The 17,070-nt window shown below is 42.7% G+C and carries 8 protein-coding genes; 6 read left to right on the top strand and 2 right to left on the bottom strand.

What is annotated here, in order from left to right:
* The first annotated feature begins 273 nt into the window (after nucleotides 1–273).
* The 5 genes from QZ576_RS15450 to QZ576_RS15430 all read left to right on the top strand — a co-directional run bounded on the left by QZ576_RS15450 (nucleotide 274) and on the right by QZ576_RS15430 (nucleotide 8,545).
* Nucleotides 274–861 carry an RNA polymerase sigma-70 factor gene (locus tag QZ576_RS15450; RefSeq protein WP_297098689.1) on the top strand — a complete coding sequence of 196 codons (588 nt, stop codon included), beginning with the start codon at nucleotides 274–276 and terminating at the stop codon, nucleotides 859–861.
* A gap of 44 nt (nucleotides 862–905) precedes the next feature.
* Entirely contained in the window at nucleotides 906–1,901 is a 996-nt protein-coding gene (locus QZ576_RS15445; protein WP_297098688.1) for a FecR family protein, read from the top strand.
* Between the two features lie 227 nt (nucleotides 1,902–2,128).
* Nucleotides 2,129–5,311 (top strand): SusC/RagA family TonB-linked outer membrane protein, encoded by a 3,183-nt coding sequence (locus tag QZ576_RS15440; RefSeq protein ID WP_297098687.1) that lies wholly within the window; start codon nucleotides 2,129–2,131, stop codon nucleotides 5,309–5,311.
* 18 nt (nucleotides 5,312–5,329) lie between these two features.
* Nucleotides 5,330–7,006 carry a RagB/SusD family nutrient uptake outer membrane protein gene (locus QZ576_RS15435; protein WP_297098686.1) on the top strand — a complete coding sequence of 559 codons (1,677 nt, stop codon included), beginning with the start codon at nucleotides 5,330–5,332 and terminating at the stop codon, nucleotides 7,004–7,006.
* Between the two features lie 132 nt (nucleotides 7,007–7,138).
* Nucleotides 7,139–8,545: a Gfo/Idh/MocA family oxidoreductase gene (locus QZ576_RS15430; protein ID WP_297098685.1), complete on the top strand. Its 1,407-nt coding sequence runs from the start codon at nucleotides 7,139–7,141 to the stop codon at nucleotides 8,543–8,545.
* 82 nt (nucleotides 8,546–8,627) lie between these two features.
* Here QZ576_RS15430 and nhaC read toward each other — a convergent pair whose 3' ends face one another.
* On the bottom strand, nucleotides 8,628–10,091 hold the full coding sequence (nhaC, locus tag QZ576_RS15425) for a Na+/H+ antiporter NhaC (RefSeq protein ID WP_297098684.1): 1,464 nt from the start codon (nucleotides 10,089–10,091) through the stop codon (nucleotides 8,628–8,630).
* Between the two features lie 183 nt (nucleotides 10,092–10,274).
* On the opposite strand from nhaC, the gene QZ576_RS15420 reads away from it, so the two are divergent.
* On the top strand, nucleotides 10,275–16,211 hold the full coding sequence (locus tag QZ576_RS15420; protein ID WP_297098683.1) for a hypothetical protein: 5,937 nt from the start codon (nucleotides 10,275–10,277) through the stop codon (nucleotides 16,209–16,211).
* A gap of 56 nt (nucleotides 16,212–16,267) precedes the next feature.
* Here QZ576_RS15420 and QZ576_RS15415 read toward each other — a convergent pair whose 3' ends face one another.
* Nucleotides 16,268–16,954: a hypothetical protein gene (locus tag QZ576_RS15415; RefSeq protein WP_297098682.1), complete on the bottom strand. Its 687-nt coding sequence runs from the start codon at nucleotides 16,952–16,954 to the stop codon at nucleotides 16,268–16,270.
* Nucleotides 16,955–17,070: the final 116 nt, after the last annotated feature.

The following is a 17,070-nucleotide window of genomic DNA, read 5'->3' as shown; positions in this document are numbered from 1 at the left end:
AAAATTGAATAATTGCGGCTTTCGGTCGCAAATGTAATCGTTTCTATGGAAATCCCTTAAGAAAAGGCGCATCTATTCACGATTTCTGCAATCAATCACTAAAATCTATATCGGTGTGTTTTCAATAGTTTGCAGGTATTTTATGTCATATTTCTCTATAGAATTCTAAAATAAATGAAAGGAGTATGTCTTGAAACAGTTTTCTAATTGCATAAAAAGCATACTTTTGTGAGCTTTAACTTAACTATAACTAAACTGACTAACTTTCTGTTAATGAAACCCAATCTTGAATCAATATTATTCAGGAAATTTAAAGAAGGCGATTATGCCGCCTTCAACGAGTTATTCTCAAAGTACTACCAGCCGCTTTTTCTTTTTGCCCGAAAATTTGTTGAAGAGGACCTGGCGAAAGACTTTGTGCAGGATTGTTTCTACGAGCTTTGGAAAAACAGGAAGCGAATTGAATTAAAAACTACATTGTCGGCTTACCTTTTTACAATTGTTAAAAATCGCTGCTACAAATATTTCGAAAAAGAACGATTTCGCGCCGGAAAATTGAGTGAGATCGAGTTACAGCTGAAACAGGAAGAATTAAATTATTTTCTTCATTCAGAAAAAAGTATTCTCGAGTTTGAAATCAGAGACCGTATTCAAAATACTTTAGAAAAATTACCTCCAAAATGTGCACAAATATTTCGTGATAGCCGTTTTAATGGTTTGTCGAACAAAGAGATAGCACAAAAGCACGACTTGTCAATAAAGACCGTTGAAAAGCATGTTTCAAAAGCCTTAAAAATCTTTCACGACGAATTTAAAGACCTCAGTCACATCTATTTCGTGCTACTTTTCAAAAATAATTAGCACCCGAGGTAGGGTTATCTACTACAAAAACACTCTTATTAAAAATGAACGACAAAAACACTGAAAATATAGATCAGGTTATTCTGCATTTTATTCAAGGAAATGCCAACCAGGAAGAAAAAGCCAAATTGTTGAACTGGCTGAATGAAAATCCGGAGAACAGAAAGAAACTGTTTAAAGAAAAGGATTTGTGGAATGCAGCAGAAATTGATTCTGCCAGATTGAAAGAACTGGAAAATAATGAATGGCTTGAATTAGAAAACCGCATCAATGCTTCAAAAGTAAAACAAGGCTTCTTTAAAGAATTGGTAAAAATTGCAGCAATTATTGTAGTTGCTTTGGGTGTTGGTTGGATGAGCCATTATTTCTACACCGAGACCATGTCGGCACGTAAAGTTGAGATGCGCACCGTTGAAGCGATAAAAGGACAAATTAAAGAAGTGTTTTTGGCCGATGGTACACACGTTTGGTTGAATGCAGGCTCGCAGCTTTCTTTTCCATCCGATTTTACTGAAAAGAACAGGGAGATCAGTTTGCACGGAGAAGCTTATTTTGAGGTGACATCGAGTGAGAAGAATCCGTTCTTGGTAAAAACAGGTAATCACACGGTAAAAGTTACCGGTACCAAATTTAATATTTGCGAATATCCCGAAGACAAAATGATTGAAACCACGCTGGTTGAAGGAAAGGTTAAAATTATATCCGGCAATTTCTTTAAAGATTTGTATCCCGGCGAACAATCAACTTTTTACACCGAAACAGCCGAAGTTTTAATCGGCGAAAAAGACTTTGATATTTACACCGCCTGGCGCGAAGGACGTTACGAATTCCGTAACGAATCGGTCGACAAAATTTTTAAAATTATGGAGCGCTGGTGGGATGTTGATATCGATTACCCGGAAGAAGAATTTAAGTACGAATATATCTCAGGAGTTCTGAGAAAACATAAACCAATTAAACAGCACTTTGAAGTTATCAACGAGTTAGTGCCAATCGACTACCAGATTGATAACGATAACATTACCGTGAATCTGAAATAGAATTTCACAAACTTTATTTTACTAACTAGCTAACTAAAACATCTACTGCCTATGAAATGAGACACCTATGCATCCAAAAAAACGGGAAATACGCCACATACTTCCCGTTTAACATTACTAGTGTAATTTTTTGATTTATAAATTAAAATCGTAGCGAAACTATGAAAAAAAAACTAATCCACCTCTTTCTTTTTGAAAGAAGGAAGGGGCGAAAACTGTTTCTAGTTATGAAACTATCCCTTTTTTTAATTCTAATAAGTTTAGTCAGTGCGTCGGCTAGCGTTTATTCGCAATCAGTGCGGATTGATATGGAGCTGCACGATGCAAGTCTTGAGAGTGTTTTTCAATCTATTCAAGATCAAACCGAGTTCGATGTCTTTTACAAAAACGAGCATCTGCCACGATATAAAAAGGTTGATGCCGTATATGCCAAAGCTACTGTTGAGCACGTATTAGACGACGTTCTTGTTGGTACCGGATTGAAATACAGAGTGTTTAATAAAGATATTGTGATTACCAAGGACAACTCCGGAAATGGCAGTGATCAGGAATCGCAGCAGAAAACTGTTCGGGGGGTAATTACCGACCTCGACGGAATGCCGCTGCCCGGTGTAACTATTGTTGTGAAAGGAACTACGAATGGAACGGTTACCAATTTAGATGGCCAGTATTCGTTACCGGGAGTTCCTGCTGATGCCGTATTGCAATTCTCGTTTGTAGGAATGCAAACCCAGGAAATTGAAGTGGGTACTCAAACCGAAGTAAATGTAACGATGCTTGCCGATGCAATTAATGTTGACGAAGTAGTTGTTGTTGGATACGGTACTTTGGAGAAAAAAGAAGTAACCAGTTCGATCACCACTGTAAAATCGAAAGATCTGATTCCGGGTGGATCAGGAAATCCACTTATCGGTATGCAGGGAAAAGTTACCGGTTTAAGTATTCAATCGACCAACGGAACAAGCCCGAATGCCACAACATCAGTACAATTGCGTGGTGTTGCATCGGTTTTGGCCGGACAAGGCCCGCTTATTGTAATCGACGGTGTTCCAGGAGGTAGTTTAAACTCGGTAAGCCGCGAAGATATTGAGTCGATCGATGTTTTGAAAGATGCATCGGCCGGAGCAATTTATGGTACACGAGCTGCAGGTGGTGTAATTCTTATTACTACCAAATCGGCAAAAGCCGGAAAAATTCGTTTGACTTATACATCGGAGTTCACTACAGAGACTATTCGTCGTAAACCGGAAGTTTTAAGTGCTGAAGAATTTGTTGCCAACGATTTGGGAACGGATTACGGAAGTTCTACCGACTGGTACGACGAAGTTACCGTTGATAATCCTTTCAGTCAGCGTCATCATATTAACTTAAGCGGTGGTTCTGAAACTTCTCGTATTTATGCAACGTTCCTGAAATCTGATCAGGAGGGTATTGCCATTGGCGATAAAAGAGAAGAAATGGGCGGCCGTATTAACGCCAACTTTACTTTAATTGATGGATTTGCTGAAATTATTGCGCATGCCGATTACCGGAAAACAAACAGCGATCGTTCGCATAATGGTATTTTCGATATGGCTTTGAAATTGAATCCAACACAACCTGCTTACGACGATACACAAGTTCATGGTTATAATGTTTGGACCGGTGGTTGGGAATATTACAACCCTGTTGCCGATATTTATTTACGTACCGATCAGGGACACTCAACCAACTTTCTTGGTGATGTAACTTTGAAACTTAACCTTACCGATAATTTGAGTACACAGGCTATGATTGCGCATCGTGCCAACGAATACCGGGATGTTTTATACTATTCAGCGCAGCACAAAGAGTCGCTGGATAACGCCAGGGCTGGTCGTGCCCGTCAGGCATACGGCCGTAATATGGATAAAACCTTCGAATGGTTAGCAAAATACATCAATACTTTCGGAGATCATTCAATTAATGCAGTGGCCGGTTATAGTTTCCAGGAATTTAATGCTGATGGTTTTGATATGACGAACTATGATTTCCCGGTTGACGGTATCGAAGCCTGGGATATGGGGAAAGGAACATTCCTTTCGGAAGGAAAAGCCGGAATGGGATCGTGGAAAGATCCTCGCGAAAGACTGATCGCTTTCTTTGGTCGTGCAAACTATACTTTCCGCGAAAAATATATTCTTTCTGTGAGTGGACGTTACGAAGGTTCTTCGAAATTTTACACCGACAACCAGTGGGGATTTTTCCCAGCTGTATCGGCCGGATGGCGAATTGGTGACGAAGCCTTCATGAGCAACCTTGATTTTGTGAGCGACTTAAAACTGCGTGGTGGTTATGGTGTTACCGGTAACCAAAGTTTTGCTCCGGGTGCAGCAACACGTATGTACGCTTCGGATACCTGGTGGTTGGTTGACGATGAATGGATATATACTTACGGATCGGCACATAACCAAAATAAAGACCTGCAATGGGAAGAGAAAAAGGAATTTAACGTTGGTGTTGATTTCGGATTCTTTGATAACAAACTGACCGGTAAGTTCGATCTCTACGATCGTAAGGTGGATAAAATGATCTACGACATTTCGGTATCAGTGCCACCGGCAGTACACGATAAAACCACCATGAACGTTGGTAGTTTACGCAACAAAGGTTGGGAAGCAGAAGTTAATTACAATGCTGTAAGTTCTGCCAACTGGGATTATTCAACAACATTCCGTATTTCACACAATAAATCTACTCTGGAGTCGCTTTGGGGCAGTCAAACCTATTGGGATAGGGTAGGATTTCCTGCTCCCGGCTCTCCGGGTAATGCCGTTCGTTTGTTCCCGGGACAAGACATAGGTAAGTTTTACGTATGGCGTTTTGCCGGATTTACCGACGAAGGAAACTGGATGTTGTACGACAAAGACGGAAATGCATTTGATGTAACTCAGCAAACAAAAACAAACGACGATAAAGCATTTGTTGGAAACGCAATTCCAAAAGTTCAAATGTCGTGGAACAACACAGTTAGTTTTAGAAACTTCGAATTGGAAGCCTTTTTTACCAGCTGGTTAGGTCACGATATTTTCAACACCATCGATATGTATTATGGTTTGCCAAATGTGGAAGAACAAAACGTTTTGGCTGATGCATTCGATAAAAACAAAGATGTTACAGGCGAGAAAGAGTTGTGTGATTACTGGATTGAAGATGGCGATTTCATCAAACTGAAAGCCTTAACACTGCGCTATCGTTTTGAAACACGGAACATCAACTGGCTGCAAAACGCCAATGTGTATGTTACCGGAAGAGATCTGTTTACCATCACGTCTTATTCGGGAATGGATCCGGAGTCGAACATCAATGGTTTAGACCCTGGTTTCGAGTGGCATAATAACATTTATCCACGTACCCGTACCTGGACTTTGGGTGTGCAATTAACTTTCTAACCTTTAAATTGAATTGTTATGAAAATTAAATCATATAGTTTACTACTAATCATGTTATTGTTTACCGGTGTTGCTTGTACCGATTTGGAAGAGGAATGGTACTCTGCAGTGGTTCCGGAAACATTCTTTAAAACAGAGCAGGATGTAAAAGCTGCTTTGTACCGCTCATTTACACACGCACGCTGGTACGTTCAGGAGGACAGATGGCAGTTGCAGGAAATGACTGCTGACCAGTTTGCAATTACAACCAAAGGTCCTCACTGGTATAACGGTGGCGAAAACTACCGCTATCATTATCACCAATGGACTGTTAACGACGGTTGGATCTGGCAATCGTGGAGAGGTTCGCTTATGGGCGTTGCACTGGCTTTAGATACCAAGCAAGACCTTGAAAACCTCGACTACAGTACCGTAGGTTTAACCGAAGAAGATAAAGCATCACACCTGATGCAGCTGCAAACGCTTATCGCATATTTCTACTTGCGTGGGCTGGATTTCTTTGGAGGACTTCCGATTTTTACTTCAAACGAAGGCGAAAACATTCCTAGAAGCACGGATAAAGAAACCTTTGAGCATATTGAAAGTTTGCTTTTGGAAGCTATTCCTCAGTTACCTAAAAAGGCAGCTGGCGAAAAAGAAGAAGGCGCTCTTCGTCAGGGAGCTGCTGCAGCCATGTTAGCTCAGTTGTATTTTAATGCGGAATCGTACATTGGAGAGAGCCGCTTTTCAGACTGTGCAACAATTTGCCAGGGAATCATCAACGGAGAATACGGCGATTACGATCTTGATCCAACATGGTTTGGTGCACTTGGATTCTACAATAACGAATCTCCTGAGGTAATCTGGTCGGCTCCATCGGAGTTTAACAAACTTCAGTACGACTGGATGTGGAACCGTTTTTACCACTACGAAACCTATAAATATTTTGGTTTGGATGGTGGTGCCTGGAACGGTCATCACTTGCAACCGTCGCGTAAACCAACCGGCGAAATTTATACCGAATTCAAGCTGGGTAATCCTTACGAAAAATTCGACGATGGCGATTTGCGCAAAAAACCATACGTATATTTAGGTGGCGGACGTTACGAAGGAATGTTCCTGGTTGGTGATCAAATTAGCCCTTACGGAACTTCGTACGGAACGCAGGAATACAAAGACGAAGTGATTTCGTTTGTTGATATGGTAGCCACGTTCAAAAAGGTAGGCGACGAATATCCTGATATCGCATCGTTACCATCTACAATGGCCGACGGTGAGGAAAATACCGGAATTCGTTTGGTAAAAGCTCCTATGCCAAATCTTGCTGACGAATCGTTACGCTGGGGCGCTGATAATGTTATCATCCGTTTGGCTGAAGTTTATTATATGTTGGCCGAATGTAAACTACGTGCAGGCGACGAGGCAGCAGCCGCTGATTTGATCAACGATGTTCGCGTACGCAATTTCGAAGAAGGAAATGATCCGAATCCTGTTACCGCAGCGAATTTGGATGAATACAGAATGCTTGACGAGTGGGGTGTGGAATTCCTTGGTGAAGGCCGCCGTCGTACTGATTTAATCCGTTGGAATAAATTTGTAAATGACGACTGGTGGGATCATGAAGCTTCTAATTCGGAGCATTTACGCCGTTTCCCTGTACCGCAAGATGCACTTTCCGGTAACAACGCATTGGAACAAAATCCGGGTTACAACTAAACCTGATAGTCTAGTAATTAGTTTATGAATCGAGAGGCTGCCTGTGGGCAGCCTCTTTTTTTTGGAAGAATACACAAATTGTCTTAAGTTTATTCGTCTAAATCAACTACTATTCATTCTAAACTTTTACACATGCAAAACAGACGAAACTTTCTGGCCACTATTGGCACCATCGCTGCAGGTGCTGTTGTCTCCAATCCTTTAAAAGCTGCTGTTCTTTCCGAAGGTGAAAAACTGAAAATTGTTTTGGTGGGCACCGGAATTCGCGGAAACAGTTTCTGGGGCAAACGACTGGTCGACAAATACAATGAGATTCTTGAATTTGTGGCGCTGGTGGATATAAATCCCGGCCGCGTAAAATATGCTGCAGATTTTATCGGAGTCGGTAAGGACTGTAAAACCTACACCGAGTTCGACGATATGATCAAGGAGCAAACGCCCGATTTAATAATTGTTACAACACCTGATGCCACGCACCATCAGTTTATAATAAAATCGTTGGAAAATGGTGTTGATGTGCTGACTGAAAAGCCACTAACCACCGACGAAGATAAATGCCAGGAAATATTGGATGCCGAACGACGATATAAACGAAAAGTTATCGTTGGCTTCAATTATCGCTGGAGTCCTTACAATACAAAGATCAAGGAGTTGTTGATGAATAATACCATCGGCAAACTGGTTTCGGTTGATTTTTCGTGGATGTTAAATACCAGTCACGGTGCTTCGTATTTTCGTCGTTGGCACGGGCAGCGAGAGTGGAGCGGAACTTTATTGATTCACAAAGCCACACATCATTTCGATCTGCTGAACTGGTGGATCGATTCCGATCCGGATGAAGTTTACGCCAAAGGCGATCTGGAGTATTACGGCAACCGCCCCGAAAAAAGCGGTGTAAATTGCCGGTCGTGCGATGAAAAAACAACTTGTCCGTTTTTTTGGGATATCACCAAAAGTACTACAGAATACAATCTGTACGCAAAACACGAGCAGTACGATGGTTACATCCGCGATAATTGTTTGTTCCGACCCGAAATAAACATTTACGATAAAATGAATGTGAATGTAAAATATGCCAACAATGTGTACCTGAATTACATGCTAACGACTTACTCGCCGTGGGAAGGCTGGCGCGTTGCATTTAACGGCACCGAGGGGCGTATTGAAGCATTTTTGGATGTGCCTTATTTGGAGGAAGTGCAGATTTCGCAGGAAGATATGCACCGTGCAGAAATGGACCAGAGTGGCAACGAGGAGCAAATATTGAAGCCAATAATTTTGCATAAACTGTGGGGCGAGCAGGAAATTATAAATGTAGGGTACAGTCGTGGTGGCCACGGAGGAGGAGATGAACGATTGCACGATCATATTTTCAGAACTCCCGATGCCGAGGACGAATTTCAGCATTTGGCCGGAACCCGCGACGGAGCAATGTCAATTCTGATTGGTACCGCCGCCCGAAATAGTATTGAGTCGGGAATGCCTGTAAAAGTTGGTAGTTTAACCACTTTACAACCACGAAGTAAACGATTAACGTAATTCACTTTTCTACCATAAAATAAATAACGCAGTCAACGTTATGTTGCTGCGTTTTTTTGTGCTTTATAAAAAGTATTTCAGTTTAATCTTCTTTTACTTCCTGTGGCTTTTCGCCTTTGACAAATCGCCTGATTTTGATGTTCAGATAAGCAAAAAGTATGGTCATAAACGGACTGATGATATTAAAAAAGGCATAAGGCGCGTACGACCAGGTATCAACACCTAAAACACGCGATTGTGTTGCCCCGCAGGTATTCCACGGAATAAGCACAGAAGTAATCGTTCCGCTGTCTTCCAGCGTTCTACTCAAAACTTCAGGCTTAAGGCCTTTGTCCTCGTACGCTTTTCGGTACATCCTGCCCGGAACTACCAGTGCAATATACTGGTCGGATGCTGTGGTGTTGAAAAAGATGCAAGTTCCAACTGTTGATGCCACCAGACTTCCGGTGCTTTTTGCGTACTTTATAATTGGCTGTGTAATTCGTTTTAATAAACCTGCCGATTCCATTACGCCACCAAAAACCATTGCCGAAAGTATCAGCCAAACAGTGTCGAGCATTCCGCGCATACCCGATGTGCTCAGCAAATCGTTTACATTGGCATTTGAAGTGGTTAAACTTACATCGCCAAACATGGCCTGCATAACCGAATAATACGATGCGGTTCCGTAATTGTCAACGTTGCCAGCAACAGCATTTATAATATCGGGTTGGAAAATAATGGCAAACAAACCGCCTAATAATGTTCCAATCAACAACGATGGAAGTGGCGGTACCTTTAAGATGATTACCGTAATCAACGCCACCGGAACCAAAAACAATAGCGGACTGGTGTTAAAAGTAGCGTCGATGGCCACTTTTACATCTTCAACATTTATCGATGCATTCGTAAAATCATAATTAAAACCCATGATCAGGAAAATGATCAGAGTGATTGTCATCGTTGGTACCGTGGTGAAGGTCATATATTTTATGTGGGTAAACAAGTCGGTTCCCGCCATTGCAGGAGCAAGATTTGTTGTATCGCTCAACGGGCTCATTTTATCGCCAAAATAGGCGCCACTAATAATGGCTCCGGCTACTACGGCTTCGTCAATTCCAATGGCTTTCCCGATACCCAACAGCGCAATTCCAATTGTTGCAATGGTCGACCACGAACTTCCGGTGGCCACACTAACAATGGCACTCACCACAACTGCCGTAAACAGAAACATTTTGGGGCTGATAATATCTAATCCGTAATAAATCATTGCCGGCACAACACCACTAATAAGCCATGTTCCAGCCAACGAACCGATCAAAAGAAGAATTAAAATAGAGGGCATCGCCGAACCGATTGTCGAAACGATTTTGTTGCTGATTCGGTCCCAACTAAATCCCAGCCGATAGGCAACAACGCCTGCAATGGCAGCGGCCAGCATCAGCGCAACCTGGTTGGCGCCGGCCAAAGTATCGTCAAAAAGTAATACGTTAAGTGTTAATAGTCCTATTAAAATGAGAATGGGCAACAATGCCAGAAAAAGTGATGCTTCGCGTTTTGTTGTCATATTATAGTAGTGGATAAATAAATGAAGCGCCAAAATAACATATAATAGTTGAAAAATGTAATAAAAAAGCGCGTAAATCGTGCATTTTGTAAAAAACAGCCGTTAAAAGAAAAACATGCTACAATTTATTTAGCGGATAATTATTTGTTTTTATTTTCGTTCTTTGTTAATTAACAAATTGATATGAAGCAAGGGTTTACAAGCATAATTACCATTTTAATTTTTGTTTTTTGTGTTGGCCAGTCGATGGCTCAGCGCGCCAATGGTTTGGCTGTTGAAGGTACGATTACCGTTCAGGAAGGATCTCCTGAAGGGGCTATTATACAAATGTATCGCGATGGCAGACGACTTGATAATTACGGTGTTGGAGCCGATGGAAGATACAATGTCGAGTTGAACTGGAACCACAAATGGGAACTGGTTTTTGAGCACGAAGGAAATTTTAGCCAGAAAATTGTGATAGAAACCGCTGTTCCGCGCGATGTTCTTAATGCCGATCCTAAATTCCCTCCATTCCCGATAGATATTAATCTGTTTACTGAGATTCCGGGAATCGATAATTCGTTTGCAGAGAACACCGTCCTGAAAATATTTTATAGTCCGAGTGTCGATAATTTTGTAAAGGAACTGTATTACAACGATGCGCAAATTGAGCGTCTGATCAACCAGGCAATTGCACAGGCGCAGCAGGTTGATGAGAATGCTGATTTTATGGCGCGTTTAACCCGTGCCGAATTGGCGGAGCTACGAAAAGAATACAACGAATTACTGGAACAAGCCGGAAATGAATACAGTAACGAAGAGTTTTTAGAAGCTTTGGATGGTTATAAAGCTGCCAGCAAAATATTCCCGAGCGAGCAGTTTCCGAAAGACCGGATTGCTGAAATTAACGATCTTCTGGGATTGATTATGGCTGCCGAAGATTTGGATGCCGCAATGTTAGCGCGCTTTAATAAACTGGTTAAAGAAGGCGATCTGCACTTTACGAATCGTGAATTGCCCGAAGCCAAAAATTCATACAACCGCGCCCTGTCTATAAAACCTTTTGATCAGTATGTAAACGATCAGATTAAAAAGATTGCCGAATTACAGGAGCAGCAGCGTGTTGCCGGAAATTATCAGAACCTGATTGAACAAGGCGACCAGGCGATTGACGAACTGTTATTCAACGAGGCGCTTGGGCTTTTTAATAAGGCGCTGGAGATCAGGCCCAACGAACAATATCCGAAGACTAAAATTGCGGAAATAAATGGTTTGCTTGCTGAACAACGCAGAAATCAGGAAGATCAGAAAAGTTATGATGATGCGATGACGGAAGGGGAGCGTATGTTTACCAAGCAGTTTTACGATCGGGCGCTTACTTCGTTCGAAAATGCATTGTCGTATAAACCCAACGATATAAAGGCTACCCGCCGAATTGAGGAGACGAAAAAGGAAATGAAGGACATCCTTAACCGGATGGAGTTTGATAAATTTATTGCCGCCGCGGATAAGGCCTACAAAAAGGAAGATTATCCCGAAGCCTTGTCGAACTACGAGCAGGCACTGGAGTTAGTTCCCGATGAGCCAAGAACGAAAAAGCGGGTCGAGGAGATCAGCCAGATTCTGTATGCTCAAAACAGTTTTAATGAGTTTGTTAGTCAGGCCGATAAGCAGTTTGATGCCCAAAGTTATGCCAACGCCAAAACGCTTTATGAAAAGGCAAATGAATTAAAATCGGGCGACAAACATGTTGAGGAGCGAATTGCGGAAATTACTCAGTTAATTGCCCAACAGGGAGTTGACGAGCAGTATGCGCAGGTAATTGAGCAGGCCGACAATATGCTGGCACTGAAAAATTACGAAGATGCCCGGGGTAAATACAACGAAGCCTTGCAAATAAAACCGCGTGAGCAATATCCGAAAGATAAGCTGGATGAAATTGCTTCGACTTTAACTGAATTGGCTCGTTTGGATCGGGAATACAACGATTTGATTGCAGAGGGTGATCGTTTGTTCGGACGAGAGGATTATGCTGATGCGAAATCCACTTTTGCTGAAGCTGCACAACTTAAACCGGAAGAGACTTATCCGCCGGAAATGATGGCTAAAATTGATGGGGCTGTTGCCGAACAGCAACGTTTGGCGCAAGCAGCTGCCGAAGCTGAGGCAGCACGTTTAGCAGCGCTACAAGCTGAGAAAGATAAAAACTACAACGATGCAATCGCCAGAGCTGACGAACTGTTCACTGCGGAGAACTACGAAAACTCACGCAACGAATATCGTGCAGCATTGGATATTAAGCCGGAAGAATCGTATCCGCAACAGCGTATCGATGAAATAGGAAACCTGTTGTCACAACTTTCAGCAGCACAAAAAGCTTACGAAGATGCCGTTGCTGAAGGTGACCGCGAATTCCGTCGTGAAGGCTGGGAGGCAGCGATTGCGGCTTACAATACCGCAAAACAAGCAAAAGCCGACGAAACGTATCCGGATGAACAACTGGCAAAAATTGATTCGATTGTAACCACAAGAGAGCGTCTGGCTCGTGAAGCCGCAGAAGCTGAAGCCGCGAGATTGGCAGCTATTCAGGCAGAGAAAGATAAAAATTACAACGATGCGATTGCACGCGCTGATGAACTGTTCACAGCTGAGAACTACGAAAATTCACGCAACGAATACCGCGCTGCATTGGATATAAAACCGGAAGAATCGTATCCGCAACAGCGTATTGATGAGATCGGAAACCTGTTGTCACAACTTTCAGCAGCACAAAAAGCCTACGAAGATGCAGTTGCTGAAGGGGACCGTGAATTCCGTCGCGAAGCTTGGGATGCTGCAATTGTAGCCTACAATACAGCAAAAGAAGCTAAAGCCGACGAAACCTACCCGGATGAGCAGCTGGCAAAAATTGATTCGATTGTAACCACAAGAGAACGTTTGGCAAGAGAAGCTGCAGAAGCTGAAGCCGCGAGATTAGCTGCTATCCAGGCAGAGAAAGATAAAAACTACAACGATGCCATTGCCCGTGCAGATGAACTGTTTACAGCTGAGAACTACGAAAATTCGCGCAACGAATATCGCGCGGCTTTGGAGATTAAACCTGAAGAATCGTATCCGCAACAGCGTATTGATGAAATCGGAAATCTGTTAGCACAACTTTCCGCAGCACAAAAAGCTTATGAAGATGCAATTGCAGAGGGTGACCGTGAATTTAATCGCGAAGGTTGGGAAGCTGCTATTGCTGCATATAACACCGCAAAACAAGCAAAAGCTGATGAAACTTACCCGGATGAGCAGTTGGCAAAAATTGATTCAATTGTAACCACACGCGAACGATTGGCAAGAGAAGCCGCAGAAGCCGAAGCCGCTCGTTTGGCAGCCATTCAGGCAGAAAAAGACAAAAACTATAACGATGCCATTGCTCGTGCTGATGAATTGTTTACAGCCGAGAACTACGAAAACTCACGTAACGAATACCGCGCAGCACTTGATATAAAACCGGATGAAACTTATCCGCAGCAACGCATTGATGAAATAGGAAATCTGTTAGCACAACTTTCAGCAGCACAAAAAGCATACGAAGATGCAATTGCTCAGGGCGACCGCGAATTTAATCGCGAAGGTTGGGACGCTGCGATCGCAGCTTACAATACAGCAAAACAAGCGAAAGCAGACGAAACCTACCCGGATGAACAACTGGCAAAAATCGATTCGATTGTTACTACAAGAGAACGTTTGGCTCGTGAAGAGGCCGAAGCCGAAGCCGCTCGATTAGCAGCAATTCAGGCCGAAAAAGACAAAAACTACAATGACGCTATTGCTCGTGCTGACGAACTGTTTACTGCAGAGAACTACGAAAACTCACGCAACGAATACCGTGCAGCGCTTGACATTAAACCGGAAGAATCTTATCCGCAGCAGCGTATCGATGAGATTGGAAACTTGTTAGCACAACTTTCAGCAGCGCAAAAAGCCTACGAAGATGCAGTTGCTGAAGGCGACCGCGAATTTCGTCGCGAAGGTTGGGATGCTGCAATTGTAGCCTACAATACAGCAAAAGAAGCTAAAGCCGACGAAACCTACCCGGATGAGCAGCTGGCAAAAATTGATTCGATTGTAACCACCAGAGAACGTTTGGCGCAAGAAGCTGCCGAAGCAGAAGCTGCACGTTTAGCTGCTATCCAGGCAGAGAAAGATAAAAACTACAACGATGCCATTGCACGTGCTGACGAGCTGTTCACAGCCGAGAATTACGAAAACTCACGAAACGAATACCGCGTAGCACTCGATATAAAACCGGAAGAAACCTACCCGCAACAGCGCATCGATGAGATTGGAACAATACTCGCTCAACTATCAGCGGCACAAAAAGCGTACGAAGATGCGATTGCTGAAGGAGATCGTGAATTTAATCGCGAAGGTTGGGAAGCTGCTATTGTTGCATACAACACAGCAAAACAAGTCAAAGCTGATGAAACATACCCGGATGAACAGTTGGCAAAAATCGATTCGATTGTAACAACCAGAGAACGTTTGGCTCGTGAAGCAGCCGAAGCCGAGGCAGCACGTATAGCTGCTATTCAGGCTGAAAAAGATAAAAACTACAACGATGCCATTGCCCGTGCAGATGAACTGTTTACAGCTGAGAACTACGAAAATTCGCGCAACGAATATCGCGCGGCTTTGGAGATTAAACCTGAAGAATCGTATCCGCAACAGCGTATTGATGAAATCGGAAATCTGTTAGCACAACTTTCTGCAGCACAAAAAGCCTACGAAGATGCAATTGCAGAGGGCGACCGCGAATTTAATCGCGAAGGATGGGACGCTGCAATTGCAGCATACAATACAGCAAAACAAGCTAAAGCCGACGAAACTTACCCGGATGAGCAGTTGGCAAAAATTGATTCGATTGTAACAACAAGAGAACGTTTGGCTCGTGAAGCTGCAGAAGCTGAAGCAGCTCGTTTAGCTGCTATTCAAGCTGAAAAAGATAAAAACTACAACGATGCTATCGCCAGAGCTGACGAACTGTTCACTGCCGAGAACTACGAAAATTCACGAAACGAATACCGCGCAGCACAAGATATAAAACCGGAAGAGGGTTATCCGCAGGAACGTATCGATGAGATTGATCGAATCTTAAGAGAGCTGGCAGCTGCAGAGGCTGCGCAGGCTGAGTTAGATCGGAAATATTCGAGTTTGATTATGCAGGCTGACCGTTTCTTCTCGGCAAACAGTTACACGTCTTCGAAAGAGAATTACACTGAAGCGTTGGCATTAAAACCGGACGAAATTTATCCGAAAGAGAAGATTGCTGAAATTGACGGAATTCTGGAGCAACAAGCTATCGACGAAAAATACAGAAGTGTAATTGTTGTGGCTGATGGTCATTTCCGGACGCAGTCGTATGATGATGCCCGCCTGCAATACGAAATTGCTATGGGTGTAAAACCGGATGAAGAATATCCGAAATCGCAGATCAGAAAGATAGATGAAATTCGTGAAAACGAACGCCAGCGATTGGCTCAGGAACAAGCTAATGCTGAGGACTTGGCTAGAAGAAAAGAGCAAATCGCACAACTGGAAGAGGAGCTGGATGAGCAGCGAATTCTGGAAGAAGCAGGACTGGATGCACTTTACAACGAAATTATTAAAAAGGCCGATGGTTCGTTTGATATCGAGCAGTACAACGTGTCGAGAGCGTGGTATTATAAAGCACAGGATCTGAAACCGGAAGAGACTTATCCGCCGCAGCGTATTGCCGAAATTAACCGAATACTGGGTGATATGATGATGAGCGAACGCGACCGCGAGTACCAGCGTTTTATCGATTTGGCGGATGAAAGTTTTAGGAATAACGAACTGGCAGTTGCCAGAGGTTGGTATAACCAGGCGCTTTCGCAGAAAGATACTGAAGCCTATCCAAGGGAGCAGTTACGCGAAATTGAACGCCGGGTTGCTGAACGGGTTGCCGGTCAGAGCCAGCAGCAGTTCGAGAACTTTAAAACAACTGCCAATAGTGCTTTTGAGTCGGGGAATTATAATGTGGCCCGTTTCTACTACCGAAAAGCGTTGGAATTAAGATCGGATGACGCGGAGGTTAAAGCAAAACTCAAGGAAATAGAGTCACTCTAACATTATAAAAAGCCCGGTAAAAAATAGTTGCCGGGCTTTTTTATGCTTTATTGCATCTATAGTTTCACGAATTCTTTTCGTAAACATTTAAGCATATTCAGATCCAAAGCTTCCGAAAAAATACGTACGATATGGATTAGTTTGCCGTTGCTGAACAACACGCCCTGCTCGGCATCAAAAAGCTTACAAACACCGTTAAATCTGATTTGAGTAATCGCACGATCAAATTCTTCCGAATCAAAATGTCGGTCAACAATAAAATAGCCTTTATGATCTTCTACCTGGTCGATAAAAAAATCAGGCTCCAATTCTTCCAGAACAAAAACTTTGCTCACAATCGTTTTAACCTCTTCCTCCAGGTGAAGTTTTTCAACGAGAAGCACATTTTTTTCGCCTAAGCACTTTTGCAATTTTACTAATTGGCTGTAATCGGGAAAATCTTTTATACGAATGGCCGGGAATTGTTTATCGCCCGATTCAACAATTGCACTGGCAAGATTAATACGTTCAAAAAGGCACTTTTCAATACTTGATGAGTAGCACATCAATTGTTCCAGAAAATAGAATTTTTTGGTAAAAAGAAAGATCGAATTTGGGGTAGCCGTTCGTGGCGAGTGCCCATAATAATCGGCATACGGACTGCTGGCTTCAGCGATATAAACATTGTTTGGCGTACTTAATGCTATCTGAACGAGTTTCTCGTGTTTAATCACGATCCCGTTTAAATGTATACTATTTTCCATGGCAGATATTTTAGTTAGTTGAGTTGATATGAAATAAGAAACCGTATGAAACAATACGATTGTAAATGACTAAATGTTATACTATTATTGCATTTCATTTTCAGAAGAAAACCCAG

Source organism: uncultured Draconibacterium sp., from assembly GCF_913060805.1.
Taxonomy (GTDB): domain Bacteria; phylum Bacteroidota; class Bacteroidia; order Bacteroidales; family Prolixibacteraceae; genus Draconibacterium.
The sequence above is the reverse complement of the archived record's forward strand: the minus strand, read 5'-3'. Positions and strand labels throughout refer to the sequence as shown.

Excerpts from the sequence above, each read along its gene's own strand:
- QZ576_RS15430 (WP_297098685.1), top strand. The coding sequence starts at position 7,139 with ATGCAAAACAGACGAAACTTTCTGGCCACTATTGGCACCATCGCTGCA.
- QZ576_RS15450 (WP_297098689.1), top strand. The coding sequence starts at position 274 with ATGAAACCCAATCTTGAATCAATATTATTCAGGAAATTTAAAGAAGGC.
- QZ576_RS15445 (WP_297098688.1), top strand. The coding sequence starts at position 906 with ATGAACGACAAAAACACTGAAAATATAGATCAGGTTATTCTGCATTTT.
- QZ576_RS15415 (WP_297098682.1), bottom strand. The coding sequence starts at position 16,954 with ATGGAAAATAGTATACATTTAAACGGGATCGTGATTAAACACGAGAAA.
- nhaC (WP_297098684.1), bottom strand. The coding sequence starts at position 10,091 with ATGACAACAAAACGCGAAGCATCACTTTTTCTGGCATTGTTGCCCATT.
- QZ576_RS15435 (WP_297098686.1), top strand. The coding sequence starts at position 5,330 with ATGAAAATTAAATCATATAGTTTACTACTAATCATGTTATTGTTTACC.
- QZ576_RS15440 (WP_297098687.1), top strand. The coding sequence starts at position 2,129 with ATGAAACTATCCCTTTTTTTAATTCTAATAAGTTTAGTCAGTGCGTCG.
- QZ576_RS15420 (WP_297098683.1), top strand. The coding sequence starts at position 10,275 with ATGAAGCAAGGGTTTACAAGCATAATTACCATTTTAATTTTTGTTTTT.